The organism is Dictyobacter formicarum, from assembly GCF_016587435.1.
Genome location: NZ_BNJJ01000002.1, coordinates 409,279 through 423,392 on the forward strand (window position 1 = coordinate 409,279; position 14,114 = coordinate 423,392).

13 protein-coding genes are annotated in these 14,114 nt (G+C 48.4%); 7 read left to right on the forward strand and 6 right to left on the reverse strand.

Annotated elements, in window-relative coordinates; translation table 11 throughout:
- Nucleotides 1-251 precede the first annotated feature (251 nt).
- Both JMI88_RS04305 and JMI88_RS04310 read left to right on the forward strand, forming a co-directional pair.
- Entirely contained in the window at nucleotides 252-1,217 is a 966-nt protein-coding gene (locus JMI88_RS04305) for a PAC2 family protein (RefSeq protein WP_201360500.1), read from the forward strand.
- Nucleotides 1,214-2,647 carry an acetate--CoA ligase family protein gene (locus tag JMI88_RS04310; protein ID WP_201360501.1) on the forward strand — a complete coding sequence of 478 codons (1,434 nt, stop codon included), beginning with the start codon at nucleotides 1,214-1,216 and terminating at the stop codon, nucleotides 2,645-2,647. Before JMI88_RS04305 ends, JMI88_RS04310 begins: the two co-directional genes overlap by 4 nt.
- Before the next feature lie 70 nt (nucleotides 2,648-2,717).
- Here the strand turns inward: JMI88_RS04310 and JMI88_RS04315 are convergent, their stop codons facing one another.
- The 3 genes from JMI88_RS04315 to JMI88_RS04325 all read right to left on the reverse strand — a co-directional run bounded on the left by JMI88_RS04315 (nucleotide 2,718) and on the right by JMI88_RS04325 (nucleotide 5,605).
- Nucleotides 2,718-3,719 carry an NAD(P)H-dependent flavin oxidoreductase gene (locus tag JMI88_RS04315; protein WP_201360502.1) on the reverse strand — a complete coding sequence of 334 codons (1,002 nt, stop codon included), beginning with the start codon at nucleotides 3,717-3,719 and terminating at the stop codon, nucleotides 2,718-2,720.
- Between the two features lie 117 nt (nucleotides 3,720-3,836).
- Nucleotides 3,837-4,799 (reverse strand): S1C family serine protease, encoded by a 963-nt coding sequence (locus JMI88_RS04320; RefSeq protein WP_201360503.1) that lies wholly within the window; start codon nucleotides 4,797-4,799, stop codon nucleotides 3,837-3,839.
- 371 nt (nucleotides 4,800-5,170) lie between these two features.
- Nucleotides 5,171-5,605, reverse strand: a complete 435-nt coding sequence (locus tag JMI88_RS04325) for a response regulator (protein ID WP_201360504.1) — start codon at nucleotides 5,603-5,605, stop codon at nucleotides 5,171-5,173.
- Nucleotides 5,606-5,822: 217 nt separating this feature from the next.
- Between JMI88_RS04325 and JMI88_RS04330 the strand changes: the two genes are divergently transcribed.
- The 3 genes from JMI88_RS04330 to JMI88_RS04340 all read left to right on the forward strand — a co-directional run bounded on the left by JMI88_RS04330 (nucleotide 5,823) and on the right by JMI88_RS04340 (nucleotide 7,265).
- Nucleotides 5,823-6,281, forward strand: a complete 459-nt coding sequence (locus JMI88_RS04330; protein ID WP_201360505.1) for a hypothetical protein — start codon at nucleotides 5,823-5,825, stop codon at nucleotides 6,279-6,281.
- Between the two features lie 79 nt (nucleotides 6,282-6,360).
- A complete protein-coding gene (locus JMI88_RS04335) occupies nucleotides 6,361-6,972 on the forward strand; it encodes an MBL fold metallo-hydrolase (RefSeq protein WP_201360506.1) in 612 nt (203 codons plus the stop codon).
- On the forward strand, nucleotides 6,957-7,265 hold the full coding sequence (locus JMI88_RS04340; RefSeq protein WP_201360507.1) for an MBL fold metallo-hydrolase: 309 nt from the start codon (nucleotides 6,957-6,959) through the stop codon (nucleotides 7,263-7,265). Before JMI88_RS04335 ends, JMI88_RS04340 begins: the two co-directional genes overlap by 16 nt.
- On the opposite strand, the gene JMI88_RS04345 is transcribed toward JMI88_RS04340, so the two are convergent.
- Together JMI88_RS04345 and JMI88_RS04350 are read right to left on the reverse strand one after the other, a co-directional pair.
- The gene (locus tag JMI88_RS04345) at nucleotides 7,254-8,465 is read right to left on the reverse strand and encodes a WD40/YVTN/BNR-like repeat-containing protein (protein WP_201360508.1); all 1,212 of its coding nucleotides are present in this window, start codon (nucleotides 8,463-8,465) and stop codon (nucleotides 7,254-7,256) included. The two genes, JMI88_RS04340 and JMI88_RS04345, sit on opposite strands and share 12 nt — an antisense overlap.
- Before the next feature lie 324 nt (nucleotides 8,466-8,789).
- Nucleotides 8,790-9,167 carry a zinc-ribbon domain-containing protein gene (locus tag JMI88_RS04350; protein WP_201360509.1) on the reverse strand — a complete coding sequence of 126 codons (378 nt, stop codon included), beginning with the start codon at nucleotides 9,165-9,167 and terminating at the stop codon, nucleotides 8,790-8,792.
- A gap of 646 nt (nucleotides 9,168-9,813) precedes the next feature.
- Between JMI88_RS04350 and JMI88_RS04355 the strand changes: the two genes are divergently transcribed.
- Together JMI88_RS04355 and gnd are read left to right on the forward strand one after the other, a co-directional pair.
- Complete coding sequence (locus JMI88_RS04355) at nucleotides 9,814-11,229, forward strand: amino acid permease (RefSeq protein WP_201360510.1); 1,416 nt, start codon at nucleotides 9,814-9,816, stop codon at nucleotides 11,227-11,229.
- A 486-nt stretch (nucleotides 11,230-11,715) separates the two neighbouring features.
- Nucleotides 11,716-12,729 (forward strand): phosphogluconate dehydrogenase (NAD(+)-dependent, decarboxylating), encoded by a 1,014-nt coding sequence (gene gnd, locus JMI88_RS04360; protein ID WP_201360511.1) that lies wholly within the window; start codon nucleotides 11,716-11,718, stop codon nucleotides 12,727-12,729.
- Nucleotides 12,730-12,844: 115 nt separating this feature from the next.
- Here the strand turns inward: gnd and JMI88_RS04365 are convergent, their stop codons facing one another.
- On the reverse strand, nucleotides 12,845-14,017 hold the full coding sequence (locus JMI88_RS04365; RefSeq protein WP_201360512.1) for a cysteine desulfurase family protein: 1,173 nt from the start codon (nucleotides 14,015-14,017) through the stop codon (nucleotides 12,845-12,847).
- Between the last annotated feature and the right edge of the window lie 97 nt (nucleotides 14,018-14,114).

Consider the following 14,114-nt stretch of genomic DNA (forward strand, 5'->3'; position numbering starts at 1 on the left):
TCTGTGAGACGTCAATATTGCAACGCAAAAACAGGAACAATTTTTACTCGCTACCACATTAATATACAAGCGGGGAGTTGAGAACAATAGTCATGATAGACATTATCCAGATGTATTATGTAATAAAAAAACCGATGTCAAATGGCTTGTAGTGCGGTTTTAAGCCAATAAGGGATTGTGCAACTGTGATAGAATGGTAACAACATATTTGCTTGGAAAAGACACGAACAGGCAGATAAAGAGGGATGGACATGTCACAAATACACTATTATAATCAGCCAGAACTGCGTGAACCAATTGTCGTAGTGGCCTTTGGAGGCTGGAACGATGCCGCAGATTCAGCAACTACTGCCATAAAATTTCTAATCGACCGCTGGTTACCAGAAAAAATTGCCGAAATAGACGCTGAAGACTTTTTTGTTTTTACTGAAACACGTCCAACTATTAAGTATGTCGATGGCGTCCAGCGTAGTATTACCTGGCCAGCCAATCAGTTCTTTGCTCATGCTGAGCCGGAATTCAATCGTGATGTGATCCTCTTTCTTGGCACGGAACCACAACTTAAATGGAAAACATTTTGTGCTGCATTTCTGGATGTGTGTAAAAAATTCCATGTATCCGAAGTGGTCTTCTTGGGCGCATTGCTCGCTGATGTTCCTCATTCAATTACCGTTCCAATTACTGGGGCTTCAGCGGATAATGACATCATGGAACGTCTCCAAGAGATGGATGTAAATAATTCGCGCTACGAGGGTCCAACTGGTATGATTGGTGTGCTACATGATGCTTGCCATCGTGCACAGATTTCCTCGGCTACGCTCTGGGCTGCCGCCCCTCACTATCTGGCGGCTACCCCGAATATAAAAGTGACGGCAGCGCTCCTTACCTATCTTAATCAATTTCTCTCCTTCGGACTAGATTTACATGAAATTCAATCTGAGGCCGTACGTTTCGAGGAACAGGTGACCGCTCTGGTCGCCAAAGATCCTGAAGCTCGCGAATATGTGCGTCGCCTGGAGGAGCAAATTGCCAATGGGGTGGATCTGGATGACAGTGAGGAGGACGAAGAGGAGTTAATGATAGATCCAGATCGCTCATTACATAGTGGCCCGCTGCCCAGTGCAGATAGCCTTATTCGCGATGTGGAGGCGCTACTACGCGAACAACGCGGGAGCGGACAATCACAACAATCTGACGACGAAGAGGAGAGTGAATGAGTATTTCACCCTATCCATTAGAAGAGGTTTTGCAGCCGCGCTCAGTAGCGATACTGGGCGCATCTCGTGCCCCGCAAAAATGGGGACACGTTGCGGCTAAACAGTTGATCGCCGGGGGCTTCGCCGGCGATATTTATTTGATTAATCCATCAGTATCTGAGATTCTGGATAAACCGACTTATCCCAGTCTGCGCGATGTCCCTGGACATGTTGATCTGGCCGTGATTGCTACAGCGTTCAATCACGTTGAGAAAGGGGTTGACGATTGTATTGCCCATGGAGTGAAGGGCATCGTCATCATTACTGCCGGCTTCAGCGAAACGGGTCCCGCAGGTCGTGAGTTAGAACAACAGATCGTTGCCCGTTGCCGTAAACATGGTATCCGCATTATTGGAAGTAACTGCATGGGCCTGTACGTCCATCGCTCAAAACTTAATGCACTGGGTATGGTCTTTCCTCTACCAGTTGGGCCTATCGGCCTAGTATCTCAAAGTGGAAATCTGGGGATGTACTGGTATGCCCAGGCTCACCTGGATGGACTTGGATTCAATACCTTTCTCAGTATCGGCAATGCTGCTGATGTGTCTTTCCCGGAATGTATGCAGTATTTAGCAACGGATCCACAAACAACGGTTATCGCAGGCTACGTTGAGGCGATCCAGGAAGAAACGTTGCGCCAGGTAACCAGGAAAATGTATGCCAATGGATGCTATAAACCAACAGTGATCTTTCTGAGTGGGGCTACTGAGGTTGGTGCACGCTCTGCACTCGCTCATACTGGTACACAGGCAACCGTCCGACCAGACAATGATACCAGCCTGCTGGGTAGTGGTATTATCCGCGTCCTTCGTTCGGATGAATTATTTCCTGTGGCACAGGCGCTGGCGCTGCAACCACCTACTCCTAAAGGGGGACGACGTATTGCCATCGTTGGAGACGGTGGCGGAAGCTCGGTCGCTACGGGAGATGCGGCGGCCCGCACCGGTATGGAGGTAGAAATTCTCAGTGAGGAAACGCAGGATAAATTACGTCAGTTGATGCCTGCTCGCGCTACCCCCACGAATCCTATCGATGTCGCCGGAGCAACTGACGAGGATCCGCTTTCCTTTGCTACGATTACAGAAGTGTGCTTGCAAGATCCTACCGTCGATGGCGTCATCATTACTGGACTCTTTGGTGGCTATCGTATGTTGCTTTCCGAGGATTTCGGGGCTCGTGAAGAGGCGGCCGCTCGTATGCTGGGTCAATTAGTCAAACGATATAAAAAACCTGTACTGGTCCAGACGGTCTATGCTCGCCATGATATCCCGGCGCTCAAGCTCTTGCGTGAAGAAAACATTCCCTACTATGAGTCGGTGGAAATAACCTGTCGTGCCATGGCTGCGCTGGCAGAAGTTGGACAATTTCTGGAGACGGCGCAGGAATATTAATCTATGGATGCTAAGCAGGTCTCACCCACGTAGTAAATAGTCATGTGAGGCCTGCTTGCGTTTTAGTTACTTAAAATATCTGTTGTAGGCGTTGAACCTGTTCATAGGCTTCGCGCACACTGCGCTCGATCAACTCCTGCGCAGTTGGAATATCGTGTATCAGTCCAATCATCTGGCCTGCCCACACAAAACCTTCATCCAATTTACCTTCCAGCGAGGCGCGTGTATTCACCTGTCCACGAATATGTGGGAGGAGGCGCTGTAAGCGTTCTTCCGGTGTGGCCTGGGTCCGCTCCAATTCTTGCTCTATTTGCAAGATAGCATCTGGCATAGGTCCCTTTAATACACGCGCAGGCCGACCAATGGCCCGTTCAATAATCACGGTGTCCGTTTCCTTTGCCTCCACCAATGCTTGCTGATAGGCAGGATGTGCATTGCTTTCGCGTACAGCGACAAAACGGGTACCCAACTCAATGCCATCAGCTCCCAGAGCCAGGGCAGCGGCTAGACCACGGCCATCGGCCAGGCCGCCACTGGCCAGGACAGGAATGCGCACAGAGTCCAGTATTCGTGGTACCAGAACCATGGTACCGATATCATCTCGCCCTAGATGGCCGCCACCCTCAAAACCTACCGCGATTACTGCGTCAGCTCCCAGGCTTTCAGCTTTCTGGGCGGCTCTGACGCCTGCCACCAATACCATTGTGCGTACGTTGACTCCGCTTTGCTGAATGCTGCGTAGGAGTTTTTCAGGATTGCCGCCTGTGATGCTGATCGCCGCCGGCGCCTCTTCCAGGGCCACTTCCAGGAAACCGTCCAGCGGTACATGGCCAATGGGAAAATTGACGCCAAATGGCTTGTCTGTCAGTCGTTTGACCTTCTGCATATCGGCGCGAAGCTCTTCAGGAGTTGCAAAACAGGCGCATCCAAGCTGGCCCAGCCCTCCTGCATTAGATACGGCGGCGGCCAGCTCAGCATACGAAAGATGAGATAGCCCTCCCTGTACGATTGGATAACGAATATTCAGCAATTCGGTAAAACGCGTATGCATCTTTGCGGGTAGCGTTGACATAGACCCGTACTCTCTTTCTCGTTAAAATATGCATGCCTGGTACATATCGTTACCCAGGCATGCTATTCATTAAGGGAATTATGTACATATCTAATCTACATCATACCGTACCGGGCGCTATAGGACAACCGTAACCTTGCGTTGCCTACCTCCACGGAGGAAGGTAATGATGGTTTTATCACCAGTAGAATGGCGACGTACCAGCCGTTGGAGGTCTTGTGGCTCGGTTACGGCTTCTCCATCAGCAGCGATAATAATGTCCAGGCGTTTCAGCTCTGCCTGCTCGGCAGGACTGCGTGGGCGGATCTCAACGATCTCCATCCCCGATTGCTGCGCTAATCGAAGAGTGCGCCGCACATGTTCGTCCAGAGGTACACGCATACCACCAACCCCTAGCGAGACTCCTGTCAGAGGAGCCTGGCGCTTTTGCGCGAATCTGGCCAGCACTGCTTTGATCGTGTCTAGTGGAATGGAGAAGCCGAGTCCTTGCGCCATTGGCAGCATTGCTGTGGTAATGCCGACAACGCGGCCAGCACTATCCGTCAGTGGCCCCCCGGAATTGCCTGGATTGATCGATGTGTCTGTCTGTATCAGGTTCACCATTTTTTTGGAGCCAGGCACATCCAGGCTGCGTCCTAGAGCGCTGACAACTCCAGCCGTTACAGTCCAGTTCAAGCCGTAAGGATTGCCAACAGCAATAACCAGTTGACCCACGCGCAGCGGTTGGCGGCCAAGTTCAGCTACAGGAAGATGATCCGCGCCAATGCGTAGTACTGACACATCTACCTCTGCGTCAATGCCTACCAGTCCAGCGGGAAATTTACGTCCATCCGCCAGGGTCACAAAGATACGTTTGGCTTTTTCAACAACATGAGCATTTGTCAGGATCTGTCCATCTGAGGAAAAAATGAAACCAGATCCAATTCCGGCACCAGGAGGTGGCGCGTAGCGTCCATAACGGGACCCCATATCGCGCTCAATATCTATACGTACAACGGCCGGGCCCACTAGCTCGGCAGCAGCGGTTACAGCGTTGGAATATGCATCCATAGCCAGCGCATCTCGCTCATATGTATTCATAATATGCTAACTTTCTGTGGAACCCGACAGAGTAGCTATGCGTGCGAGGCAACAACTCATTAAGGTTGATACCTATTGTATCACATTTTTTGATAACAACAGATGCGGATGGTTCAAATTTCGGGCGTAGCAGGGAGAAACCGTCTTGTCAAACATTCTGGCTAGCACATAGATGTCCTGCTCTCAGGAGAGATCCTTACAAAGCCAGCCTGCATGTCATGCCATTCATTTGGATGAGCGCGGCCACCCGGGAAACCAACGCATTCCCTAAAAACTGAACCATTCAAATGGCTGAGTCAGTGGCGGCGGAGCTAGCCGCGATCAAGCGGCGTTTCCGATTGCTTTTTACAACTTGTCATTGAATCAGAGCTTTAGTTCTCATGTCTACTTAATGCGCTGCTAATCGCCGAAATCAACTCTTGAAATGTAAATGGCTTTTCAATAAAACATGCTTGAGGGGCAATGCTGAGTGCATTTGCAACTTCAGAAGAGGTTGCAGCGGTGCAGAAAATCAGCGGTAAAGATCGGGTGCGCGGATTGGCACGTAAAAAACGCAATACATCTATGCCAGTCATGTCCGGTAAATGTAAATCTAAAATCAATACATCGACTGGTAATGGAGACAACGAGCGAGATGCTATAGAGTGATACGCTACAGCTGAACTTCCCGCCATTTCAGGCAATAGTGCATCTAAACATTCTCGTGGATGTTCATACACAATAACATGATGGCCTGCATATTGCAACATTGTTGCACAGAGCTTTGCGATACGTGTATTATCTTCAAGTAGACCTACCTGGGCCATAGAATATCAATATTCCTTATCTGATGGCAACTTCGTCCAAATTGTAATGTTTCTATGCACGTATGTCAAGAAAATTCCGGCTTTTACCCCATCTCGGCTAGCTGGCTGTTGCTTATTCGGTAAAAAAATCTGCATAAAGTCATTCTCCCTCGACGCTTCACTAAACTTAGTGTACAATCTAGGCAATACTTTTGATTTCAAAAAAACGGAACAAAGCATGAGCGATAATGAAATAGTACGCAAACACCCAATTAGCGTCGTGCGCTTTGGAATGGGCAAAGAGATCCAACTCTACTATGATGAACTGGTCATCACTGGCATCGAACAAGATCAGGAATTACGCGTACAGTTGGATGCCATGCGACGCCTGACGCTGGTACCGGGCGAACCAACTCCCTCCAAACTTGTCTTAATGGCTGATATGGATGATGGCGAGACGATTATTCTTGCTGAAGGTATGACGAATGCCAAAGACTTTCGTGAAATGCTGCCAAAAATTACTGAGCTTTGTCCCAATCTGCAATTAGATCCACCCGATATGGGAGAACAATTGCGGCAAGCCTTGAATAATAAGCGGGCCTGGAATATTACGTGCTATGTAGCCTGCATTATGGTTTGCTTATTGGTCTATGTCCTCTATCTCCTGGTTGCTTTTCTGGGCTCTCTTCACCATTAGAAATGGAAGGTTGTTGTAAACTCTGCATATGCTGAAATCTGTACTTTTTGCTAGCTGAATAAGGTCGTAAGCTCAAGCTATGCCACAATCTACGCTCTTTCAGGTACAGGACCGACATCTTGATCCACGCGTACACGTTTTCCGACGCTTGTTCACAGCTCTCGGTGAGTTCGATGAGTTACAGGTCGATGCGTATATTATCAGAACTGAACGCTTTCTGATTATTTGTGATACGCTTCTTTGCCCTGAAGACGCTGCCTATATGCTAAGCAGTGTGCAGTCGAAATATAGTGGACAACAGTTGCTGGTGATCAATAGTCATACTGATTGGGACCATACATGGGGCAATAGCTATTTTACACAGACGAAAACCGCTCTGATTATTGCTCAGTCATTATGCACTCAAAGGTTGTGTGATCCCGTACAGCAAGCGTTTTTAGAGCAATATCAACAGCGCTTCCCATTATTCAAGAATGTGCGCCTGGTACCTCCAGCCATAACATTTAACAGTGCGCTCACTATCAATGCCGGCGATCTGACGCTTGAATTGCTCTCGATGCCCGGCCACTGTCCAGAACATGCGTCCTCTGGCTACCTGAAATATATCTTTTGCTGGCTTTTGACGCTGTGGAATGGCCTTTTCCCACCATTGAGAATGCTCAGAGCGTGGGCGCTATGTTGCAATCGTTAGAACGGCTACAAACGCTTGGAGCACATATGGTGCTCTGTTCTCATGGAACAACCACAAGCCCTGATGTTGTGAGACAAAATCTTTCCTATGTGCGCACGATTGAGAGCCGCTGCCGCAACTTTCTGGCTTCTCATGCTGCACCAGATACCGAGCAGCAACGGCCTTCGACTCTCATTCAGTATTTCTATGAGGACGTCGTAGACCACTGCTCTCTTCTAGGCATTGATCATGCTTTTTATCGCGAGGTGCATAAACAAAATGTGCGTTATGTATTGCAGTGGCTACTGCTCTGATGGAGTTTCAGACTCAGATGTCGTGGACTCTTCTTTGATGGCTGGCGAGGATAAAGCATTTAATCGACGCTTACGTCTTCCCTGAGCGAAATAGTAGAGTAATGCGAAGAAGCCGATAAAGAGCACGATGGGGAAGATATTCGAGCTCCCTCCTCCACTATTGCCTGGATAGAGATAAACGTCGTTCATAGCTGCCAATAGCTGGGCATAGTGATCTCCACCCAGAGCAAGAGCATTGACGGTGATAATCTTTGGTAAGCCTGGGGCGACGGCGCGCCAGGTTTGTCCCTGGTCATCGCTTTGCAAGGCACCAGCGCCGGTACCGATATAGATGGTTTTAGCATCCGCTGAACGAAAATCAAGCACAATAGATGTGATAGGAACTACCGAGAGGCTATCTTTACCATGCGCCCAGTGCGCGCCGTTATCGGTTGAGATAAAGAAACCCTGCTCGGTACCAGCGTAAATACGACCTTGCTCTCCTCCAATCAATGCAGCCGGTACCACTGCATTAATTGCTACATGTGCAGGTAAGCCTGTATTGAGAGCGGTCCAGTTTGCTCCTTGATCGGCAGTCCGATAAATGCCTGCCGAGGTGGCCGCCCAGAGTTGATGCTGGTCGGAATCATAGGTCAGACCATTCACGACAACATTAGATGGCAACGTTTTAGAAATGGTTGCCCAGGTATTTCCAGCATCAGCACTCATAAAAATCCCGTGCCGGGCAGTTCCCACATAGACATGGTTTGCAGCCTTCATGTCGAAAGCCAGGGCAGTATATTTATCAGCTGGCAATGTTTGACTGGCAATAGCATTCCATGATTGTCCACCATTTGTACTTGACCATAAACCACTATCGCTAGCGGCATATAATTGCTTGCCAGCTTTATCAAAGCTCAATGTGTTGATGGCTGCCAGGTGGGTAATATCAGATTTGGTACGCACCCAATGTACGCCACTATCAGCACTGACAAAAATAGCGCCTTGCTCACTACCTGCAAATATCTTTTGTGGATTGTTAGGATCAGTAGCCAGGGAGCGGAAACGATAGCCACTGATACCACCAGGTTGCCAGCTTCCACCAGCGTTCAAAATGCCAGAGCCGGTACCACAGGCAGCCAATATGAGTAGCAATACAAGGCACAGGGCACCCAATGAGAGAAAGCGAGAAACGCGAAATTTTGTTACCGGGTAATACATAGGATCCTCTTCTGCAGCAAATATCCTTCTCCCACTGGAATGGTCAGATCACCAGCAGGGATATAAGCTTGTTCCAGTGAGTCGCTTGCAATGATAGCACACCTCTGTGAGTTTGCGCTATCCAATTTATGCTGCATAGCCCGGGTCAGGTCAACTCTGCTGCTCTAACAACCAGGCTGTAGCCGATGACTATCCAGTAATTAAAAATGCATTCAGTCTCTGACAGCCGCAATGAAAATATCCTCTCGCATTGCTATGCTGCGCATGTTCTATACCGGGTGTACAATATCTTCCTTGCCCTCACAAAGCCATACGGCTTCCCGGTTAGTTAGTGCGACGAATGATGCGACGTACTGCTACCACGGTTTCTTCAATCTCATAGCCCTTTGGAAGCCGGGTCGATTTGTTTTGTGAAGATATCAGATCTTTCATATCGCCCAGAGCTGGTAGGGCACGCTCTACACCGCGCTTTGGCTGCAAACGGGCCAGGAGATTACGCCGTAACAGTTCTATGCCAACACCAACAGCCACTGCCCCGACACTTGCTGCGACGTTACGAGGCAACTGAGAGTTATAGAGTAAAGCGGGCAGGTTCGCCTGCATAGGGATTATACTGGTTGCTTTCTTTGTCAGGTCAGTTCCACATTGCTGGCAGTACAGGTCATCCTCAGTATATTTTGAATGACAATTGGGACACTGCATAGTCTTCTTCCTCCATAGACATATGGTTCACTAGTCTTTTGTTCGTATGTTTCCATCTTTAATCTGCATACACAAGAAGAAACATCAAGCCTCCACTCATAGTATAGAAGGATGGAGCGATACAGGACATATTGATCGAGATATTTAGTAATCAATAAGAACGGAGAGCCTTCTCTGTAAACCTGTATGCCTTTGCTCTTTGATTTGCTATCGCTACAAACGTTTCACATTTTTGTATGCTCGTTGTTATACTCCAAATAACACTCCCATATAAGAGTAATAGAAGCGATAAAGTTGGCCCCCTCTTTAGAGGTACGTTTCCTCTGTTACATTAGCTACATTATACTACTTCATAGCCTCTAAGTCCCGCAATTTAAGCCCTGCGGGGACGATAGTACGCCGCGCAAGCATGGCGCGTCCCAGAATAAGGCACATGAGATTGCTCCGGGCGATTTCATCGCCTGATTAACTGCTTTGCCTGAAACCTTCCCTTCCATAAAAGCGTGTCAACAGTATATACTAGGTATTCCGTGTATATTTGCCAACCTCAAATATATACCAATCAAGCAAAACAGGCAGATATGTACTTCTCCCCTGCTAACATTTCACAATCAAGAAAGAAAGAAAAAGGAGACACAACAATTTCATGGCAAGTCCACGACGTAATTCTATTTGGCGTGTTAAACCTGTTGATGTTATTTTAAAACAAGGTGGTGAAACGGAACGCTCCCTGAAGCGAACCCTGGGACCACTGAGTATTACGGCTATGGGTATCGGAGCCATTGTCGGCACCGGTATCTTCGTTTTAACAGGCGTTGCGGCAGCTAAATATGCCGGACCAGGTTTGATTCTGTCATTTATCGTTGCGGGCATTGCCAGTGGACTGGCTGCTATCTGCTATGCGGAATTCGCCAGTTCTGTACCAATCGCTGGTAGTGCTTATACCTATTCATATGCTACATTGGGTGAATTGATTGCCTGGATCATTGGATGGGATCTGGTGCTGGAGTATGCGGTTGGTGCTGCGGCTGTCAGCATTGGTTGGTCGGGCTATTTTACTGATCTGTTGAAAAGCTTGTTTGGAATCACCATTCCCCAGGCATTAACAGCTTCTCCTTTCTCGGGAGGTATCATTAATTTACCAGCCGTACTCATTATTTTGCTTATCACAGCACTACTGGTTATTGGTACGTCGGAGAGTAGTCGTTTTAATAACATCATGGTAGCAATCAAGCTTGCAGTTATCATCTTTTTTATTGTCATTGGCGCTTTCCACCTCAATCCAACTAACTGGCATCCATTTTTAGCATTTGGACCAGGCGGCATCTTCAGGGGAGCCAGCATCATTTTCTTCGCCTATATTGGCTTTGACCAGATTTCCACTTCCGCCGAGGAGGCACGTAATCCTTCTAGAGATTTGCCTTTGGGTATTTTATGGAGTCTGACTATCTGTACTCTGTTATATATTCTGGTTACCGCTGTTTTAACCGGAATGGTGTCTTATAAACAATTGGATGTGCCTTCGCCTGTATCCCGCGCCTTGATTCTCATCGGGCTAAACACTGCCGGCTCGATTATCTCGATCGGCGCCATTTGTGGATTGACTACTGTCTTGCTGGTGTTGCTCTATGGGCAAAGCCGCATCTTCTTTTCAATGGCTCGTGATGGACTTTTACCTGCTTTTTTTTCACGCATCCATCCCAGATTCAAAACCCCATACTTGTCCAGCATATTGATTGGCATTATCGTAGCCGCCGTGGCAGGATTAACTCCCATCGATGTCGTGGCTGAGTTGACTAATATCGGGACGTTGACCGCCTTTGTGCTCGTTTCAGCGGCTGTACTGATTTTGCGACGCACACAACCAGATTTACGCCGCGCCTTCCGCGTTCCATTCGTTCCACTCATACCCATTCTTTCGATACTGGCCTCGCTGACTTTGATTGTCAGTCTTCCTCTGGTTACAATCTTACGCTTTCTCATCTGGCTCGTGCTTGGACTCATTGTCTACTTTGTGTATAGCCGACGTTCCAGTAAATTGGAAATGACGCATAGCAGTTAAATACCACAATATGCACCTTTTTCCTTACCAGGCGGGAAACTCTCTTCCTGATCAATGCGTACCCCTTATTAGAAGAAACTATCCGCCTGGTAAGGGAAGAAAGGAGTAAGGAAGCTGGGCAAGCAATAACGCTTGCTACTAGGTGCCATAAAGAAACATACTAACAGGATGATTCGTGTTAGGGTTTGAAGTTGTTTTCTATCTGATCCAATTGATCTTCCACCATCTATGTTATTTAAGTGTTTTTTTTCTGCGAGGAATTCACAAACGTGATATATTATTCAGTGGTAAACATATGCGATACACAACAAGCATACTGAATGCGAAAAGAGAGCCATCGTCCACCGCTGACGACTTGTCTAAACTGGTTCTCTACCTTCGTAGGAAGATATTTTCCTGCCCTGTTCGCATAAAAACCTGAGGTCCGTTTATGTATGTCCTTGTGGAAAAATGCGAACATATGGAATAAAGAAAGGAACGTCTTATATGGAACTTGGAATGATTGGAATTGGCCGTATGGGCGCCAATATGGCGCAGAGGCTGGTACGTGCTGGACATAAAGTTGTTGGTTACGCACGTACAGCATCTACCGTTGAGCAGCGCGTTAAGGAAGGGGCTATTTCGAGCGGCGCCACATCGTTAGGGGATGTTGCGAAGCAATTGAACACACCTCGCATCCTCTGGTTAATGGTGCCTGCTGCTTCTGTCGATGATACTATTGCTCAGTTGCTTCCTCATCTGTCCGCAAACGATATCATCATCGATGGTGGTAATTCCAACTATCAGGATGATATCCGCCGTGCAGCTGAACTGAAAAAGCATAATATTCACTATGTCGACTGCGGCACCAGCGGTGGCGTATGGGGACTGGAACGTGGCTACTGCGAAATGATTGGTGGCGAAGAAGAGACGGTCAAATATCTGGATCCCATTTTTAAAACTCTGGCTCCTGGCATTGAAACTGCTCCTCGCACCGAAGGCCGCGAGAATAAAGGTGGCACTGCTGAATATGGCTATTTGCATTGTGGCCCTCACGGCGCTGGCCACTTTGTGAAAATGGTTCACAATGGTATTGAGTATGGCATTATGGCTGCTTATGCGGAAGGCCTGAATGTTCTGCGTCATGCTAATATCGGTAAACGTGAGCACCTGGTGGATGCGGAGACCGCGCCGATCCAGAGTCCTGAGTACTATCAGTATGACATGAATCTCCCAGAGATCACTGAGCTCTGGCGCCGTGGTAGCGTTGTAAGTTCGTGGCTGCTGGATTTGACCGCCCATGCATTCCTGCAGAGCCCGGACCTCAGCAATTTTTCTGGCCGCGTAGCTGACTCTGGTGAGGGTCGTTGGACAGTGAAAGCTGCTATCGATGAGGGTGTACCAGCCCACGTTTTGAGTGCAGCCCTGTATGATCGCTTCGAATCTCGTAATGAGGCGGAGTTCGCCAATAAAATTCTCTCGGCAATGCGCTTTGAGTTTGGTGGCCACCACGAGCGCTAAGCACTCGGTGGATGCCATTTATTGGTAGATGAACATATTTTATGTTTGCTGCCGTTGTTGCCCGGTCTCTCCTTACAGAATAGCCAGAGACCGGGCATCCGTATATCTGGTAGCATTAGCGATCACGGTTGCTCCATAGTGTCTGTACGCTTTGCGCTAGCCGTTCTGCTGCCACATCAATATCCTTTTCAGTGGTCCAGCGGCCTACCGTTAGGCGTAGCGCGCTCAGCGCACGTTCACGCGAGAGTCCCATGGCCGTTAGCACTGCTGATGGCTCGGCTTTGCCTTCATGGCAGGCGGATCCTGTGGAACTGGCGATACCTGGTGTCGCCTCGAGAACCTCTTCTCCAAGTACCCCATCGATGCTTATGTTCAAAGTATTAGGCAATCGGTCTGAGGGGTGCCCATTAAGATGTATTGCATGCGGCAAACGTTGCTCTAGCTTTTGCTGTAGCCGGTCTCGTTGCTGCTGCAGACGCGCTTTGCTGCTAGTTAGCTTTTCACGCGCCTGGGTAGCTGCCGCGCCTAGCGCTACCATAAAGGCAACATTTTCGGTGCCGGCACGCACACCAGACTCTTGTCCTCCCCCATAAAGCAGGGGCTCTAATTGCAGTCCCCGACGCACATACAATGCCCCAATACCTTTCGGAGCATAAAATTTATGCCCTGTAAGTGTCAAAAAGTCGACACCTAGATGTTGTACATCTATTGGCACTTTCCCAATCGCCTGTGAGGCGTCTGTATGTAGGAGAACACGATGCCGGCGGGCGATATCGGCCAGTTCAGCGATCGGCTGTATGGTTCCTGTTTCATTGTTAGCATACATAATGGAGATAAGGGTTGTATGCTCATCGATCGCCGCTTCTAATTCAGCAGGATCAATGCGTCCAAATTTATCAACTGGTAGATAGGTGATGCGAAAACCGTGCAAACGGGTCAGGGACTTACACACATTGATGACTGCCGGGTGCTCTGTGACTTGAGTAATAATGTGGTTGCCATGAAAGCGATTCGCCAGAGCGGCTCCCCGAATGGCCAGAGCATTACTTTCTGACCCACAACTGGTAAAAATAATTTCCTCGGCGATACAACCAAGCAACTGCGCAACTTGCTCTCGTGCGGTTGTCATCGCCATGCGAGTGGTCTGTGCGTATGCATGTGTACTGGATGGATTGCCAAAGTAGGTGGAGAGATACGGCAACATCGCATCTACGACCCCTGGATCAACTGGCGTCGTAGCGTTGTAGTCAAGATAAATCGGGCCGTCTTTTAAACCAGGATGAGCCATGATCTTAATCCCTTCCAACTTAGCTGTCAGCGTAAGCTACAGCTCTATTCGTAATGTGCTTTTTTATAGCATAGCGCACATGTATAGAGTACGCTAT

Excerpts from the sequence above, each read along its gene's own strand:
- JMI88_RS04320 (WP_201360503.1), bottom strand. The coding sequence starts at position 4,799 with ATGAATACATATGAGCGAGATGCGCTGGCTATGGATGCATATTCCAAC.
- JMI88_RS04315 (WP_201360502.1), bottom strand. The coding sequence starts at position 3,719 with ATGTCAACGCTACCCGCAAAGATGCATACGCGTTTTACCGAATTGCTG.
- JMI88_RS04335 (WP_201360506.1), top strand. The coding sequence starts at position 6,361 with ATGCCACAATCTACGCTCTTTCAGGTACAGGACCGACATCTTGATCCA.
- JMI88_RS04355 (WP_201360510.1), top strand. The coding sequence starts at position 9,814 with ATGGCAAGTCCACGACGTAATTCTATTTGGCGTGTTAAACCTGTTGAT.
- gnd (WP_201360511.1), top strand. The coding sequence starts at position 11,716 with ATGGAACTTGGAATGATTGGAATTGGCCGTATGGGCGCCAATATGGCG.
- JMI88_RS04345 (WP_201360508.1), bottom strand. The coding sequence starts at position 8,465 with ATGTATTACCCGGTAACAAAATTTCGCGTTTCTCGCTTTCTCTCATTG.
- JMI88_RS04340 (WP_201360507.1), top strand. The coding sequence starts at position 6,957 with ATGTTGCAATCGTTAGAACGGCTACAAACGCTTGGAGCACATATGGTG.
- JMI88_RS04310 (WP_201360501.1), top strand. The coding sequence starts at position 1,214 with ATGAGTATTTCACCCTATCCATTAGAAGAGGTTTTGCAGCCGCGCTCA.
- JMI88_RS04305 (WP_201360500.1), top strand. The coding sequence starts at position 252 with ATGTCACAAATACACTATTATAATCAGCCAGAACTGCGTGAACCAATT.
- JMI88_RS04350 (WP_201360509.1), bottom strand. The coding sequence starts at position 9,167 with ATGCAGTGTCCCAATTGTCATTCAAAATATACTGAGGATGACCTGTAC.
- JMI88_RS04330 (WP_201360505.1), top strand. The coding sequence starts at position 5,823 with ATGAGCGATAATGAAATAGTACGCAAACACCCAATTAGCGTCGTGCGC.
- JMI88_RS04325 (WP_201360504.1), bottom strand. The coding sequence starts at position 5,605 with ATGGCCCAGGTAGGTCTACTTGAAGATAATACACGTATCGCAAAGCTC.
- JMI88_RS04365 (WP_201360512.1), bottom strand. The coding sequence starts at position 14,017 with ATGGCTCATCCTGGTTTAAAAGACGGCCCGATTTATCTTGACTACAAC.